We start from the raw sequence: 14454 nt of genomic DNA on the forward strand, positions 1-14454 counted from the left end.
CCGAAGCGGCCCCGGATCGCGCTGTCACCGGGTCGTGCAGACGGACCCGTTGAGGGTGAAGACGGCGGGCAGGACGTTCGGGCCGGAGTAGTTGCCGACGAAGCCGACCGTGGCGGTGGCCCCCGTGGCGAGGGCGCCGTTGCCCGCCTCGTTGACGACCTTCACGTCCGGCCCGGTCTGCGTCCAGACGCCGCCCCAGCCGCTGCCCAGGCTCTGCCATGACCTGGGCCAGCCGAAGTTCAGGGTCCAGCCGCTGACCGGGGCGCCGTTGTTGGTGATGTCGATGGCGCCGACGTAGCCGCTGGCCCAGTCGGTCGTGACGGTCAGCCGTACCGAGCAGGAGCTGGTGGCGGGAGTGCCGGTCGTGAACGTCAGCGGCGGGGAGGCCCACGACAGGCCGCCGCCGCTGTCACGGGCGATCACGTTGATCGTGTAGCGGGTGCCCGGCTTGAGGTTGTTCACGGTGAACGAGGTGCCGGAGGTCTCGCCGAGCTGCTCGCTGACGGCTCCGTGCTGGCGGTAGAGCTCGTACTTGGCGATGGGGCGCGAGCCGGGGGCGGCGCCGGGCCAGGAGATCGTGGCGGTCGTGTCCGTCACCTGCGTGGCCGCCGGCTGGCCGGGGGCGCCGGGGAGGCCGGTCTGCGGGGACGCGGGGTGCAGGACGAGGGTGGTCAGGGAGAGCGGCGGCAGCGTCTGGCCGGCCGCGGTCCCGCCGGTCGAGGTGGTGATGGCGGTGGCGCCGTTGGTGTGGGTCAGTACGGTGGGCGCGCCGGCCGCCGGGGTGTAGCCGGAGTAGTCGATCGCGACGGGGTACGACGTGTCGTTCGAGGTGTTGATCAGCATGACCGCCAGATCCCCGTTGGGCCGGCGGGCGGCGTGCGCGACGACCTTGGCCTGGTCGGTCGCGGCGCGGACGAACTGGTCGCCCGGCCGGGCGAACTTGCTCACCATCTGGAGCGCGTAATAGGGGGCGAAGGGCGTGTTGAGCGCGGGCTCGCAGACGCTGTTGTCGGAGGTGCAGGTGCCGCTCGACAGCAGGCCGAAGTCGCCGTAGTCGGTGTGCCCCTCGACCTGGGTGACGGTGCCGATCCCGTTGTGGACGTTCCACCAGTCGACCGTGAACACCCCGTTCGCCAGCAGCGTCGCGTACGCGTCGGCGGCGGCCAGCGCGCCGGGCTGGGTGTTGGTGCCGTTGCTGCTGGACCCGGTGTTGAACTCGGTCATCGCGATGCCGATCCGCTCCGAGCCGGGCCCCACGTACTTGGCGATCTGCTGGCGGGTGAGCTGGATCATGTCGGTCACGTGGCCGGCCCTGTCGAGGGCGCCGGGGTACCAGTGCAGGATCACGAAGTCGATCTTCGATCCGGCGTTCGCGAGGACGACCTTGTTCCAGGTGCCGCTGTCGCCGTCGCCGGTGATGGCGTCGGGCCAGTTGGCGGCCGTGGTCAGCACCGCGCCGATCTTGATGGTCGGGTCGACCGCCTTCATCGCGTCCGCGTAGGCCACGACGTTGCGGGCGTACTCGGCCGGGCTCTTGTCGGCGTGGTCGTCGGCCTCCCAGGCGGAGCCGTAGTGGCCGTTGCCGTAGTTCTCGTTGCCGATCTCCCAGTACTTGATGCCGTAGCCCTTGGTGACGTTGGCCTGGCGGACCCAGGCCGCGGCCTCCTCGGCGGTGCCGGTGCCGTAGTTGGCGGTCACCATGGCCTGCGCCCCGGTACGGCGGACGCCGCGCATGAACGTGTCGAAGTCGGTGTTGGGCGCCACGTAGCCGCCGGGGGCGGTGTGGGTGGCCCAGTGGTAGATGTCGGAGTACGACCCGCCGGGATAGCGCAGCATCTTCACGCCGGCGTCCTTGAGCCGGTCGGCGGTGTCGTCGGTCCCGAGATTGGTGTCCCAGATCGCATGGTTGGAGCCGATGCCGGTTCCGGGGACGGTGGCGAGAGCGGCACGCGCGTTGACGGTCACCGCTACCGGGGTGACGTCGTCGGCGTGGGCCGCGGGGGCGTTGAGGGCGGTCAGCGTCAGCAGGAGGGCGGACGCGGCTCGTAACAGCGGTGTGGGCATCGGCGTTCCTCGCCATGGATAGCGGAATTCACTCGACGCCTCCTCCTGACCAGGAGGCATCATGATCATGAGGTGTGCCGCCTCGCCCGTCAAACACCGTTGAAACTTTCATGGGGGCCGATCGTGGATCTCTTGCTCGTACGGCTGCGGGAGGCCGGGTTCGACGCCGTGTCCGCGGAGGCGGCCGGCGGGGGAGTGGTGGCGCTGGCCGGCCTGGCGACCCTGCGCGACGGCTCGCGCGTGTTCGCGAAGACCCTGCGCACCCCCGTGCCCGGCCTGTTCGAGGTGGAGGCCGAGGGGCTGCGGGCACTGCGCGAGCTGGGCGGAGTCACCACGCCCGAGGTGCTGGCGGCCACTCCCGGCCTGCTCGTGCTCGAACCCCTGCCACCGCGCCGCGACGGCGACGAGCGCTTCTGGGAGGACCTGGCCCGCACCCTGGCCACCCTCCACACCACGACCGCGGCCGACAGGTTCGGCTGGCACCGGGACGGCTGGCTGGGGCGGCTGCGCCAGGACAACAGCTGGGACGCCGACGGCCACGCGTTCTTCGCCGAGCGCAGGATCCTGCGCTGGCTGCCGGAGCCGCTGGTGGCGGCGGCGTTCGGCCGCGAGGAGCGGCGGGCGCTCGAACGCCTGTGTGCCGCCCTGCCCGACCTGCTCCCGCCACGGCCGCCGGTGCTGACGCACGGCGACCTGTGGCGCGAGAACATCCTGTCCGGCCGCGCGGGCGGCCCGGCGCTGATCGACCCGGCCGTCTCCTACAGCTGGGCCGAGGCCGACCTCAGCATGCTCTGGTGCTCGCCGCGCCCGGCCGCCTCGGACCGCTTCTTCGAGGCGTACGCGGACGCGGCGCACCTGGCCGACGGCTGGCAGGACCGTATGCGGGTGTTCCACCTGCGCGAGCTGCTGAGCAGCCTCGCCCACGACGACAACCCGAGGGAGTCCGCCGAGGCCGTACGGGAGATCATCAGGCCCTTCGTCTAGTTGTACTTGTACAGCCTGGTGGCGACCCGCCGGTTGTGGTCGAAGAGCGAGGCGCGGTACATGCTGACGGCGAGATCCCCGTGCTCGGCCTTGCCGCAGGTGTTCACCCCGGCCAGCTGGTGGATCTCGAAACGAGCGGTCGGGTCGCCGGCGATGAAGTACTCGGCGCGGGCCTGGTACTGGTCGGCGCTCGTGTCACAGGCGAACACGACGGTGTTCCGCTCGTTGAAGCACAGGGTGGAGGCCCCCTTCGTGGAGGTGCACACCTTGGACCGGGACCGCGCGGCGGCCGTCGTGACCCGCGTCTCCCGCTTGATCGGATATTTCGTGATGTTGCGGACAGTCTTCCATCGCCCGAACCGCACCCGGTGGTTGCCCTCGTAAACCGCCGCCCGGAACGTCACGATCTTCCCGATCTCTCGGTTACCCCGGACCTCGCCCTTACGCCCCAGGTTGTGGATGACGTACTTGGTGCCCAGGTAACCGTTGAGGTAGTACTCCACGGTGGCGTGGAGCTCGTCGTTCGCCGTGTCCTCGATCGTGATGCCCGGACGGTCGCTCCCGTCCGGCCCGACGCAGGCCTCCGCGCCCTTGATGCGGACGCACTCGGGCTCCGCCGCGACGGCGGCGGCGGGCGTGGACACGGGCGCGGACACGGGCGCGGACACGGCCACCGCCGGAACGGGCGGCCGGGGCTCCGCCTGGGGCGCGGGCTCCGTCTTCGCCGCCGCCCCGTCAGCACTGAACACGGTGGCCGCCACCGCGACCGCCGCTATGAATGTACGACCTAACGCCACTCGAACCTCACCAGCCTCACGAGTCACACGCGCTTTGTCTGGGTGTGACGCGAAAGGTGGGGGAAAGGTTCCGATGCGGGAACGTTCAGCCGCCGTTCACGGACGATCGGTCTTGGACGTCAGCGTGGCCAGCGAGAGCAGCAGCGCGCTCTGGGCGAGCATGCCGGGGGCGAGCGGCGGCGCCTGGCCGACCGACTTGGTGAGCGCGTACCACCATTGGGTGAGCGGGGAGAGGGTGTCCCACGTGGGATCGGCCGCGCCCGCGCCGTGGTTGACGGACACGTGCATGAAGACGCCGTACGCGGACGCGAGCAGCACGACCAGCGCGACCACCCGTACGACGGTGACCGCCCGGGGAGTGTCGCGCAGGGCGAGCAGCACGAGCGCGAACCCCAGCAGCGCCAGTGCCACCCACGGGATCAGCTGCACCGGGCTCTGCCAGTGGCGTTCGAAGGCGAGCTCGAGGGCGGCGCCCATGATGCCGATCGCGACCAGCCCCAGAAGGCCGAGACGCACCACCGCGCGGCCCGTCGAGCGGGCAGCGGGCTTCACCGAGGTCGAGGTCGAGGCCATGCGGGACCACCGTCCGATACGAGCGAGGGGGGAATCTCCGGTCCCCTCAACGCTCTCCGGGATCCCTCAGAGCTTCCTGTGCGGATTCTGAAGATCTCGTGAGAATGACCGCCTCGAACATCCGCGCCAGCTCCGCCGCGTCCTCCTCGGCGTGATGCGTGTGCGGCAGCCCTTCGAGGCCCAGCCGCCGCTTCATGGTCCTCTTGCCCGTCTCCGACCACTGGCAGCCGGTCTGCCCCATCCAGTAGCTGCGCAGGTCGATACCCGAGCCGGTCACCCCGAACGGGCTCTTGCCGGTGAACCGTACGAAATACCAGTGCACGAACATCCCGTCCCACACCGCGGGCGCGGCCAGGAACACCGGGCGGCCGACCTTCCGCAGGCCGTCGACCCAGCGGGCGGCCGCCGCCATGGCCACCTCGGGCGCGGGGGCCTCGCGCAGCAGCCGGTCGCGGTCAAGACCCGAGACGGCCAGCGCCTCGGGCACGAAGTCGTCGGAGATCGGCCGCAGCTCCGTGTAGAAGGTCAGGCCGGGCCGCCCGGCCACGGCCATCCCCAGGGAGATCATGCTGTACGGGCCCGGGATCGGCCCGTCGGCCTCCACGTCCACGGCGACATAAAGCTCTGGAAGTCGTGACACGGGGGAAAGCGTAGCTGCACGACATCTGCACCACATTCGCACACGGGGCTGGTGGATCCGGCGGGGCCGCACGCGGTGTGCTCGGGGAGCAGCCTAGTGGGGGAGGCGTCGCGTATGAACGAACCGATCGTGGATCCCGCCGCCTCCCGGCGGGAACGGCGGCGGATCCGCGGTGTCCGGACGCTGTTGCTCGGCCGCCGGGAGCCCGCGCCGCCGCCGTGGATGAGGCGCCTGCTCGGCGTCGCCGCGGGGGTCACGGGGCTGAGCGGCGCGCTGTTCGGCGCCGCGGCCCTCAGGACCGACCACGAGTCGGCGGGGATGGCGGGGCTGATGGTCTTCCTCGTCATGGTGCTCTACATCGGCGTCTCCCGGCCCGAGCCGGAGCGGAGGGGCGGCGAGCGTCACGTCCACCCCGCCGAGCTGGACTCCGAGGCTCTCACCCTGCTGGCCCGGGCCAGGCAGGCGATCCTGGAGGTGACCGACTCCCGGGTGAACCGCCTGGGGCTCCTCGACACCGTCGCCAACGACGTCGTGCTCCCCGAGCGGCTGTGGCACGTCGCCCGCCTCCTGCGTACGCAGACGGAGCTGCGGGCCGAGCAGGCCGAGGCGCGGGTGGAGCTGATGACGCCCGAGCTGGCCGCCGTGCTCGAACCCCAGCAGGAGGCCCTGCGCCGCTCCGTGGCGGCGGTCACCGAGCGGGTGTGGGAGCTGGAGGTGTACGCCGGCCGCGTCAAGGCGGCCGACTCGGCCCTGCGCGCCCAGGAGCTGCAGCGCAGCAATGACAGATATCGGGACCTGCTGGCGCAGACCGGCGACGCCGAGGGCCTGCGCGACCTGACCGAGCAGGCGGACACGCTGGCCAGGAGCCTGCGCGAGGCGGTCGAGGCGGGCCAGACGCTGGCCTCAGAAATCACGCCACTCGTCGAACCATGAGCCGGCCTCGCCCGAGGGCACGCCCGCCCGCGCCGCCAGCGCCATGAAGGCGTCGCCCGCCTCCTCCCGCCGCAACGTGTCGATCATCCCGTGCCGTCCGTCGAGGTCGTTGAGCCTCTCCACGAACTCCCGCAGCGTCTGCCTGGCGTCGGCCACCCCGCCCGGATCGTCGGCGCTCAGCCGCCCGATGGACTCGGAGGCCGTCGTGTAGGCCCGGCACGCCGCCGCTCCCGCCCGTCGGTCGTCGTCGACCCAGTTGCGCAGCGGATTGTCGATGTTGGCGGCCAGCCACTTGTCCGACTTGGCGCCGCGTAGCCGGACCTGCACCTCCGATCCCCGGTAGCGCTGCTTGATCGGCCCGCTCTGGCTGCTCCTGAGCGAGGCGACGCTGACGTGCCGCAGGGCGCTGCCGGGCGGGGGCAGCATCGACGCGTCGACCCCGTACGCGTCGATCAGCTCCAGCGTGTGCAGCTTGGGGAACGCGGTCGCGCCGACGAGCCCGCCGTACGAGCGGAGCCACTGGATCCGCAGCGACTCCAGCTCGGCGAGCCCGTCCAGCGCCGCGAGCCGCAGGTCGCCCGCCACCTCCATCGCCACCTCGCGCACGCCGCTCAGCCCGGCGGGGACGCCGGAGCGGGTCGTCACGCGGATCCACCGCCCGCCGGCGGCCGCAGTGACGAGCTCGGGCGGCGCCGCGTCCAGGCGCAGGCGGGTCAGGGTGGGCGGCAGGACGAGCCGGCGCGGCGAGGCTCCGGCGAACGTCAGATCGTTGAGATGCGTCCCGCCCAGATCGACCTCGCCGGGCGGATCGGCCCAGTGCAGGCTGGTGATGATCGGCCGGGACGAGAGGGCGGCGGCGAGGCCCCGATCGGGCCCGGCCCAGGTCAGCGAGGTCACCCGGGGCAGCGCGTCCAGCCCGGCCCAGCGCACCTCGCCGTGGAGCTCCCGCAGGTCGAGCCCGGACACCATGGCCGGCCTGCGGATCCGCCGGCCGCCGAAGTCGGCCTCGATCTGCCCGGGAGCGGCGCCCTTGTAGGCGGCCTTGACCTCGTCGGGCACCCGCAGGTCCCAGTGCCGCTGCAGGACGACCTGCACGCCCAGGGCGGGCCATCCGCCGTACGCGCTGGTCGAGCGCGGCATGCCGGCGCTCACCGGCAGCGACCCGAGCCGGACGAAACCGGCGGGCAGCGGGGCGGCCGCGTCGACGGACAGGATCTGGGGGACGCCCTCCCAGCTGTGGTGGTCGATGATCAGCGGGCGGGCCGCGCGCAGGTCGTCGAGCGCGGGCGCCGCGTCGGAATGCCAGTCGAACACGCACACCGTCAGCTCGCCGCCCGCCGCCGTCACCTGGCACGCGCCGAAACCGCCGAGCGGCAGGGGCACGGCCACGACGTCACCGATCTCCAGCATGCCCGGCAGGCTAGCAACCGCGGGCGACAACCCCGTGGAAAAGATCCCGCCCGCGCGGGATCATTGCCGCATGGACGTACTCGCGGCCGTCGCGGTGATCCTCGCGCTCGTGCTCAACGGCCTCATGGCAGGGGTCTACTTCGCCTTCTCGACGTCGGTGATGCCGGGCCTCGACGCCGTCGACAAGGAGCAGGCGGCAGCCGTCATGCGGAGCATCAACCAGAAGATCCTCAATCCGGCGTTCCTGTCCACCTTCATGCTGGCGCCGATCCTCGCGCTGGTCGCCGGGATCCTGCTGTTCGTGGCCGGACCCGGCAGCCTGCCGGGCATCCTGGCCGTCGCGGGCGCCGTCGTCGCCTTCGCCGGCTCGATCATGGTGACGGGAGCGGTCAACGTCCCGCTGAACAACGCGATCGACGCGGGCGAGGTCGACTGGGCCGACTACCTGCCTCGCTGGACCCGCTTCAACACCGTGCGCGGCTGGGCCTGCGCGCTCACCGTGGTCCTCCTGGGCGCCGCGCTCTACGTCTGGGAGTGATCCGGCTTGTGCCGCTGGTAGTAGCGGGCGACGCGGATCCGGTTGCCGCAGAGCGTCGGTGAGCACCAGCGGCGGCGGGGGTGGGCCGGGAGGAAGAGCATCCGGCAGTCGGGCGCCTCGCAGGAGCGGACCTTGCCCACGTCGGGGTCCGTCAGCAGCTCCACGGCCGCCTCGGCGAGCTGCGTGAGCAGGCGGCTCACGTCCGTGCCGTCCCGCCGCGCGACGCTCGTGAAGACGACTCCCCGGGCCTCCAGCCGAGGGTACGGCGGGGAGAGCCGCAGGGCCTCGTTGATCGCCGCGATCGAGTCGGGCGGCGCGGGGACGGCCTGGCGGGCGGCGTCCAGGGCCGCCTCCACATGGCCGCGCAGCCGGCGGACGGCGGCCAGGTCGGCGGCCGGGAAGGGCCCGCCGGGCGGGGTGAGGCGGTCCGACTGCCTGGCCAGCCAGTCGCCGAAGTCGGCGGCCCGGTCCAGGGCGTCGTGGTCGCGGGACCGTGTGTTGACCAGGTCCAGGGCCAGGGGCTCACCCGTCAGCAACTCCATGCCGCTAATGCTACATCCATGATTTGACCCATTAGCGCCCATCGGTCTATAACTAATGTGTCTTCGCGAGAAAGAGGCATGTGAGATGCGGATTCCACACATCAGGCACGGGTTCGTGGACGTCGAGGGGGTCGAGGTCTTCTACCGGGAGGCGGGGCCGGAAGGCGGGGTCCCGCTGCTGTTGCTGCACGGGTTCCCGTCCGCGTCGCACCAGTACCGGCGGCTCATGGACGCCCTGGGCGGCCGCTATCGGGTGATCGCACCCGACTATCCCGGATTCGGGCACACGCGGGTCCCCGACGGTTTCGAGTACTCCTTCGACCGGCTGGCCGACGTCGTCGAGGGGTTCGTGCGGGCGATCGGGCTCGGGCCGTTCGTGCTGTACGCGTTCGACTTCGGCGGGCCCGTCGGGTTCCGGGTGGCCGAGCGGCATCCCGAGTGGATCGCCGGGCTCATCGTGCAGAACGCCAACGCGTACGACGAAGGGCTGTCCGAGGTGGCGCGCCAGGCCGTCAAGGCGCCGTCCGGAGAGCTGTTCACGCTGCCGTTCACCCGCGGCCAGTACGAGGACGGCACGGCGGACCCGGCGCTCGTGGCGCCCGACGGATGGACGCTCGACCAGCACTTCCTGGACCTGCCGGGACGCAAGGAAGCGCAGCTGGCCCTCGCCCGCGACTACGCCGGGAACCTCGCGCGCTACCCGGCCTGGCAGGCATGGCTACGCCTGCACCGCCCGCCGACGCTGGTGCTCTGGGGGCGGGGAGACGCGATCTTCCTGGAGCCGGGCGCCCACGCGTACCGGCGGGACGTGCCCGAGGCGGAGGTGCACGTCTTCGACACCGGGCACTTCGCGCTGGAGGAGAAGCTCCCGGAGATCGCACCGGTCATCGCGGACTTCCTGGAAAAGACGACCACGTGACGAAAGCCCCACGGTTACCCGTGGGGCCCGACGAGCGTGAACGAGAATCCGGCGCGGGCGCCGGTCCTCGTCACGTCAACCAGGAACGGCTATCGACGGCCGGGAGGACGGTCGTCTTCGTCGTCTCCGGCGCCATAGTCATCGGCGTAATCGGCATAGCGATCCGCCAGCTCATCGTTGAGGTCGTCGGCGTCGTCATTGCTGCTGGAGTCTCCGACCCCGAGTTCATCGCGAAGACGGTCAAGATCCGTGCCACCGCTGTTGTACTTCAGCTGGCGAGCAACCTTGACCTGCTTGGCCTTTGCTCGGCCGCGCCCCATTGGCTCGACCCCCTCGTGTGGGGTCGTCCCCGACCCCCTCGTCGCTAACGCACCACACACTGACGCCGCGTCTCTTTGGGCGTCAGCCTATCGTTCGCCTATTACCGTACCTGTTTTGTGCCCAGCTCGGTACGTCGTATGGGCGTGGGCCGTCAGCGGCCCAGCCAAATGCCCCTAATACGCCCGACTTCCGACATTCTGCGCTCGGCTAGCCTATCCGCTGCGACCGCGGGCGGAACGCCCTCATCGGCAGCGATTTGGAAGATCTTCAGGGTCGTGTCGTAGATCTGGGTGGCCTTCGATCTGGCTCGTTCCATGTCGAAGCCCTCGATCTCGTCCGCGACCTGGATCACGCCTCCCGAATTGACGACATAGTCGGGCGCGTAGAGGATGCCGCGCTCGGCGAGTTGCTTCTCGACCCCGGGGTGGGCGAGTTGGTTGTTGGCCCCGCCGCAGACGATCTTCGCCCGGAGCCTGGCGACCGTCGCGTCGTCGAGGGCGCCGCCGAGCGCGCACGGCGCGAACACGTCGATGTCGGATCCGCTCAGCTCGGCCGCGTCGGCCACCACGTCGACCTCCGGATGGCGCAGGCGCACCCGCTCGACGGCCTTGGGGGCGACGTCGCAGATCACGACCTCGGCGCCGTCCTCGCGCAGGAGCTCGACCAGGCGGTGGCCCACCTTGCCGACCCCTTCGACGCCGACGCGCCTGCCGTGCAGCGACGGAGTGCCGTACACGCGCTCGGCCGAGGCCCGCATGCCCTGGAACACGCCGAACGCCGTGAGGATGGACGAATCCCCCGCCCCGCCGTAGGCCGGCGAGCGGCCGGTCACGAAGCGTGACTCGCGGGCGATGAGGTCCATGTCCTCGCTGTAGGTGCCCACGTCGCAGGCCGTGATGTAGCGCCCGCCGAGCGACTGCACGAACCTCCCGTACGCGCGCAGCAGCGCCTCGTTCTTGTCGTGGGCCGGGTCGCCGATGATGACGGCCTTGCCGCCGCCCAGGTCGAGCCCGGCCAGCGCGTTCTTGTAGGACATGCCCTTGGCGAGGTTGAGCACGTCGGCCAGGGCCGCGCTCTCGCTCTCGTACGGATAGAAGCGGGTGCCTCCCAGCCCCGGGCCCAGGGCCGTGTTGTGGATGGCGATGATGGCACGCAGGCCGCTCTGCTCGTCGGCGCAGAACACGACCTGCTCGTGGACGTCCTTTTGGGACGAACCGAAGACGTCGGTCACGGTAGTGACTCCCTGTCCGGTCCGCCGCACCTTTGCGACGGAGATCACCTCACAGCGTAGTAAGCCACAACGGTGCACGCAGGTTCGCTTCATGACACGATGCCTCCGTGCTGCCCTATGCCGCCTACCTCCGCGTCTATGAGCCACTGACCGCGTTCGCCGAACCCGAGCGCAAGGTGTGGGCCGACTACGCCGACTCACGGGACCGCCCGCGCCGCGCGAACGCGCTCAATGCGGAGCACGGCGAGTCGGTCATGCGCCTTCTCGGTATGCCCCCTCAACCAGTTCCCGCCCAGGAGAGCCCCAACGCCTATCTGCGGCGTGTCGAGGACCGTCTCTATGTCTGTCCCTGGCAAAGCCGTTTGCGCTCGTGGCTGGCGTTCTCAAGGCTGCGTGGCACCACTCCTGTGAAGCTGATGGACCATCTGGTGCCCAAGGCGATCGCGGACCAGGTGGCGGACGACTTCGACCGGTACAAGCGGCAGGCCGGTTCGTCCGCGTTGCGTACGCACATTCGCACCACGGCGTGGCATGTGCCGCCATCGTGGTTCGTGCCGTTTGATGGGAACGAGCGCTGGCTGGTGCTCGGCTCCGCCAACCCGGGACAGGACGTGACGACCGCTACCGGACGCAACCTCATCTACGTCACCTCCATGGCGCAGGCCAGGAGGCGGGCGGCCAGGGCGCTCAACGTGCTGCGCAGGCACCTGGGCGACGTGGCGGCCAACTTCGACGTGGAGGACGTCGCCAGGTGGCTGGAGGAGTTCCACCCGCACTCGCTGGTGGAGCTCGACTACGGCGGCCTCGTCCACCTCATGGACGACGACGCGTTGCAGGCGGACCAGTCGGTGGCCGAGCTGGCGGGCGCCCTGACGGGCCTGGACACGGGTCAAGAAGAACTTGCCTACGCCATGTACCAGAGGGTGATCCTCCGGTGGAAGTCAATGCAACAGCTGGAATCTGCCAACTGAGGCTCAATACGACCGTCTGACCTGCATGAGTAGGTCACGTCTCCCGGCTGCTCTCTTCTGCGAACTGAGTAGTTTGCCGTTTTCACTGCGATACCACGAACCGTGTCGCTAGAATCACCGAGCGTGACATCGCCGCGGGGGCGGGCAGTTGGGTCAAAGAAGGGCTCGCCAATCGCTCTGCGTGGCGGTATGGTCACATCGGGTGATGCCGCATATGGCTCAGAAAAGCCGCACGCTCTGTGCCATAGGGGGACATCCGTGACACGCGCAAAGGCAGTCACAGGATCGCTAAGCCGGTCCACACGGAGGAGAGGCCGCACAAATGTCAGCTCGTACACCCGAGGCCGAGCCACTGCTCACGCCCGCTGAGGTCGCGACCATGTTCAGGGTCGACCCCAAGACCGTTACGCGGTGGGCCAAGGCGGGTAAGTTGACGTCGATTCGAACCCTCGGCGGTCATCGGCGTTACCGGGAGACCGAGGTCCGGGCACTGCTCGCGGGGATTCCGCAGCAGCGCTCGGAGTAAGTGAGGGTCGTCACGGATCCTCAGGGGGGTTGAGGGTGAGCCAGGCCGACGGCCTGGTCCACCGTCGTGGCGACACAACGTCGCATGGGAGAGTTGGCGCCGCCCGCCCGGCGCCATCCTTCTCTCCATCTCTCTATTTGAGTCGTTCCAACAGCATGGCCACGGCGCCGTCGTAGGCGGCGGCCACGCCGAGCAGCGCGACCATGTGATCGACGAGCATCTTTTCCAGCGTCGGTCGCTCTATGTCACGGTGCTCGAGCCAGTCGAGGCCGGCCGTCTCCACGGAGGCGATCCACGAGCGCAGGGTCGTGCGCAGCACCGGGCTGGCCTCATCGACCCGCATCTGCTTCAGGATGAGGCGGAAGAGACGCTGGCGTACGCCGTCGACGATCTCGCCGATCTCGCCCGCCCGGTTGGCGGGCCCCCCGCGCAGCAACGCGGCGAACCCGGCCGCGTGCTCCTCGACGAAGTCGAAATAGCGCCTGAGCCCGGAGGCCAGCTCTTCCAGCGGCCTGCCGCCCTCATGGGGGCGAAGCCGGGACTCCAGCTGCTCCGCCGCGCTCCTCAGCGCGGCCACGTAGAGCTCCTGCTTGCCACCAAAGTAGTGGTAGACCAGGGCCCGCGAAGCGCCCGCCGCCGAGGCCACGTCGTCGATCGAGACGTCTTCCGCGTCGCGGGTGCTGAACAGCTCGAGCGCGGCCGCCATCAGCTCCTCGCGACGCCGGTCGACACTGAGCCTGCGCCGCGCCGGCCGTGCCGTCTCGGCTGACTTCCCGGGTGTCACACCTGCACAGTAGCCGACGCCGTGCCGACCGTTCCCCGGGTCAACCCGCAACGATTCCCTGAGTCAAACAGTGAGAAGGCCGTACCCTGCCGCGAACTCGATCGTTTGGTCAGACAGGTGCCCATATCCGCATCGCGGGGGAGACACATGTCAGGACCGCCCGTCAACACTTCAACCATTACCGAGCTCAGAGAGGTAGACACACTGCCTCGGCCCAGACCGACCATCCGCAACGTCGCCGAACGAGCCGGCGTCTCGAAATCGCTGGTCTCTCTCGTGCTGCGCGGATCCCCGCACGTGAGCGAGCACCGGCGCCAGGCCGTGCTGCAGGCCGCCCGCGAACTCGGCTACCGGCCGAACGCGGTCGCGCGAAGCCTGGTCGAAGGCCGTACGCATCTGGTGGGCGCGCTCGTCGCCGACCTGCACAATCCGTTCTACGCGGAGTTCCTCGACGGTCTGCAGGAGAGCCTGCACGGCGACGGCCTGCGCATGCTCATAGGGAACAGCCAGTGGGACCCGGCGTTCGAGGACGAGGCCGTCGAGGCCTTCCTCGAGCTCAGGGTGGACGGGCTGGTCCTCCTGGGCATCGCGCCGACCAGCGAGACGCTGATCGAGGCCACCGCCTACACCCCGACCGTCGTCGTAGGGGAACGTGACATCGAGCTCGACGGAGTCGACATCGTGGTCGACGACGACCAGCTCGGCGCTCGCCTGGCCATCGACCACCTGGTCGAACTCGGCCACAAGCGCATCGCGCACATCGAGGGCCGGCGCTCGTCGCGCTGCGAGGGCTACCTCGTGGCCATGCGCAGGCACTCGCTGGCGCCGTACATCATGGTCGAGGCCGCGGACTCGACCGAGGAGGGTGGCAGGGAGGCGGCAACGGCGCTGCTCACCCGCGACCCCAGGCCCACGGCGATCTTCGCCGCCAATGACGTGGTCGCGCTCGGCGTGCTCTCGGCCGCCAGCGACCTGGGCCTGCGAGTCCCGCAAGACCTCTCGGTGGTCGGCTACGACAACACGCACCTGTCGGCCTCCCACCACATCTCGCTCACCTCGGTCGACCAGCCCCGCCGCACCATGGGAAGGTCGGCGGCGGCGCTGCTGAGCGACCGGATCGGGGACCCCGCGAAGGTCTCGCGCCTGCGCGAGATCCGCCCCGAGCTGATCGTGCGACGCAGCACGGGTCCCGCTTAAAAGAGGATCAAGGCTGGGTCAAGC

At 70.2% G+C, this 14454-nt stretch carries 16 protein-coding genes; 7 read left to right on the plus strand and 9 right to left on the minus strand.

Annotation, left to right across the window (positions count from 1 at the left end):
• Positions 1-24: 24 nt before the first annotated feature.
• Positions 25-2064 (minus strand): cellulose binding domain-containing protein, encoded by a 2040-nt coding sequence (locus ACIHFD_RS47375; RefSeq protein ID WP_397372494.1) that lies wholly within the window; start codon positions 2062-2064, stop codon positions 25-27.
• A gap of 123 nt (positions 2065-2187) precedes the next feature.
• On the opposite strand from ACIHFD_RS47375, the gene ACIHFD_RS47380 reads away from it, so the two are divergent.
• Entirely contained in the window at positions 2188-3048 is an 861-nt protein-coding gene (locus tag ACIHFD_RS47380; protein ID WP_397372495.1) for a fructosamine kinase family protein, read from the plus strand.
• Here ACIHFD_RS47380 and ACIHFD_RS47385 read toward each other — a convergent pair.
• The 3 genes from ACIHFD_RS47385 to ACIHFD_RS47395 form a co-directional block, all read right to left on the minus strand.
• Entirely contained in the window at positions 3045-3797 is a 753-nt protein-coding gene (locus tag ACIHFD_RS47385) for a hypothetical protein (protein WP_397372496.1), read from the minus strand. The two genes, ACIHFD_RS47380 and ACIHFD_RS47385, sit on opposite strands and share 4 nt — an antisense overlap.
• A 144-nt stretch (positions 3798-3941) precedes the next feature.
• Positions 3942-4418, minus strand: coding sequence for a hypothetical protein (locus tag ACIHFD_RS47390; protein WP_350737496.1), 477 nt, complete (start codon positions 4416-4418; stop codon positions 3942-3944).
• Between the two features lie 46 nt (positions 4419-4464).
• A complete protein-coding gene (locus ACIHFD_RS47395; protein ID WP_350737493.1) occupies positions 4465-5058 on the minus strand; it encodes an exonuclease in 594 nt (197 codons plus the stop codon).
• 114 nt (positions 5059-5172) lie between these two features.
• Between ACIHFD_RS47395 and ACIHFD_RS47400 the strand changes: the two genes are divergently transcribed.
• Positions 5173-5991 carry a hypothetical protein gene (locus ACIHFD_RS47400; protein WP_397372497.1) on the plus strand — a complete coding sequence of 273 codons (819 nt, stop codon included), beginning with the start codon at positions 5173-5175 and terminating at the stop codon, positions 5989-5991.
• Here the strand turns inward: ACIHFD_RS47400 and ACIHFD_RS47405 are convergent.
• On the minus strand, positions 5962-7401 hold the full coding sequence (locus tag ACIHFD_RS47405) for a hypothetical protein (RefSeq protein WP_397372498.1): 1440 nt from the start codon (positions 7399-7401) through the stop codon (positions 5962-5964). The genes ACIHFD_RS47400 and ACIHFD_RS47405 overlap by 30 nt on opposite strands.
• A 70-nt stretch (positions 7402-7471) precedes the next feature.
• Here ACIHFD_RS47405 and ACIHFD_RS47410 point away from each other — a divergent pair, with 70 nt between their 5' ends.
• Positions 7472-7939, plus strand: coding sequence for a DUF1772 domain-containing protein (locus ACIHFD_RS47410; RefSeq protein ID WP_397372499.1), 468 nt, complete (start codon positions 7472-7474; stop codon positions 7937-7939).
• Here the strand turns inward: ACIHFD_RS47410 and ACIHFD_RS47415 are convergent.
• Positions 7924-8481, minus strand: a complete 558-nt coding sequence (locus ACIHFD_RS47415; RefSeq protein ID WP_397372500.1) for a CGNR zinc finger domain-containing protein — start codon at positions 8479-8481, stop codon at positions 7924-7926. The genes ACIHFD_RS47410 and ACIHFD_RS47415 overlap by 16 nt on opposite strands.
• 85 nt (positions 8482-8566) lie before the next feature.
• Here ACIHFD_RS47415 and ACIHFD_RS47420 point away from each other — a divergent pair, with 85 nt between their 5' ends.
• A complete protein-coding gene (locus tag ACIHFD_RS47420; protein ID WP_397372501.1) occupies positions 8567-9400 on the plus strand; it encodes an alpha/beta fold hydrolase in 834 nt (277 codons plus the stop codon).
• An 89-nt stretch (positions 9401-9489) separates the two neighbouring features.
• On the opposite strand, the gene ACIHFD_RS47425 is transcribed toward ACIHFD_RS47420, so the two are convergent.
• Together ACIHFD_RS47425 and ACIHFD_RS47430 are read right to left on the minus strand one after the other, a co-directional pair.
• Positions 9490-9720: a DUF3073 domain-containing protein gene (locus ACIHFD_RS47425; RefSeq protein WP_350737475.1), complete on the minus strand. Its 231-nt coding sequence runs from the start codon at positions 9718-9720 to the stop codon at positions 9490-9492.
• Positions 9721-9872: 152 nt separating this feature from the next.
• Positions 9873-10952 (minus strand): Glu/Leu/Phe/Val dehydrogenase, encoded by a 1080-nt coding sequence (locus ACIHFD_RS47430; protein ID WP_350737472.1) that lies wholly within the window; start codon positions 10950-10952, stop codon positions 9873-9875.
• A gap of 107 nt (positions 10953-11059) precedes the next feature.
• Between ACIHFD_RS47430 and ACIHFD_RS47435 the strand changes: the two genes are divergently transcribed.
• Positions 11060-11923, plus strand: coding sequence for a hypothetical protein (locus ACIHFD_RS47435; protein WP_350737470.1), 864 nt, complete (start codon positions 11060-11062; stop codon positions 11921-11923).
• A gap of 322 nt (positions 11924-12245) precedes the next feature.
• A complete protein-coding gene (gene bldC / locus ACIHFD_RS47440; RefSeq protein WP_013133571.1) occupies positions 12246-12449 on the plus strand; it encodes a developmental transcriptional regulator BldC in 204 nt (67 codons plus the stop codon).
• 133 nt (positions 12450-12582) lie between these two features.
• On the opposite strand, the gene ACIHFD_RS47445 is transcribed toward bldC, so the two are convergent.
• On the minus strand, positions 12583-13233 hold the full coding sequence (locus ACIHFD_RS47445) for a TetR/AcrR family transcriptional regulator (protein ID WP_397372502.1): 651 nt from the start codon (positions 13231-13233) through the stop codon (positions 12583-12585).
• A gap of 147 nt (positions 13234-13380) precedes the next feature.
• On the opposite strand from ACIHFD_RS47445, the gene ACIHFD_RS47450 reads away from it, so the two are divergent.
• Positions 13381-14430, plus strand: a complete 1050-nt coding sequence (locus ACIHFD_RS47450) for a LacI family DNA-binding transcriptional regulator (protein WP_350737465.1) — start codon at positions 13381-13383, stop codon at positions 14428-14430.
• Positions 14431-14454: the final 24 nt, after the last annotated feature.

This window comes from Nonomuraea sp. NPDC051941 (assembly GCF_044593615.1).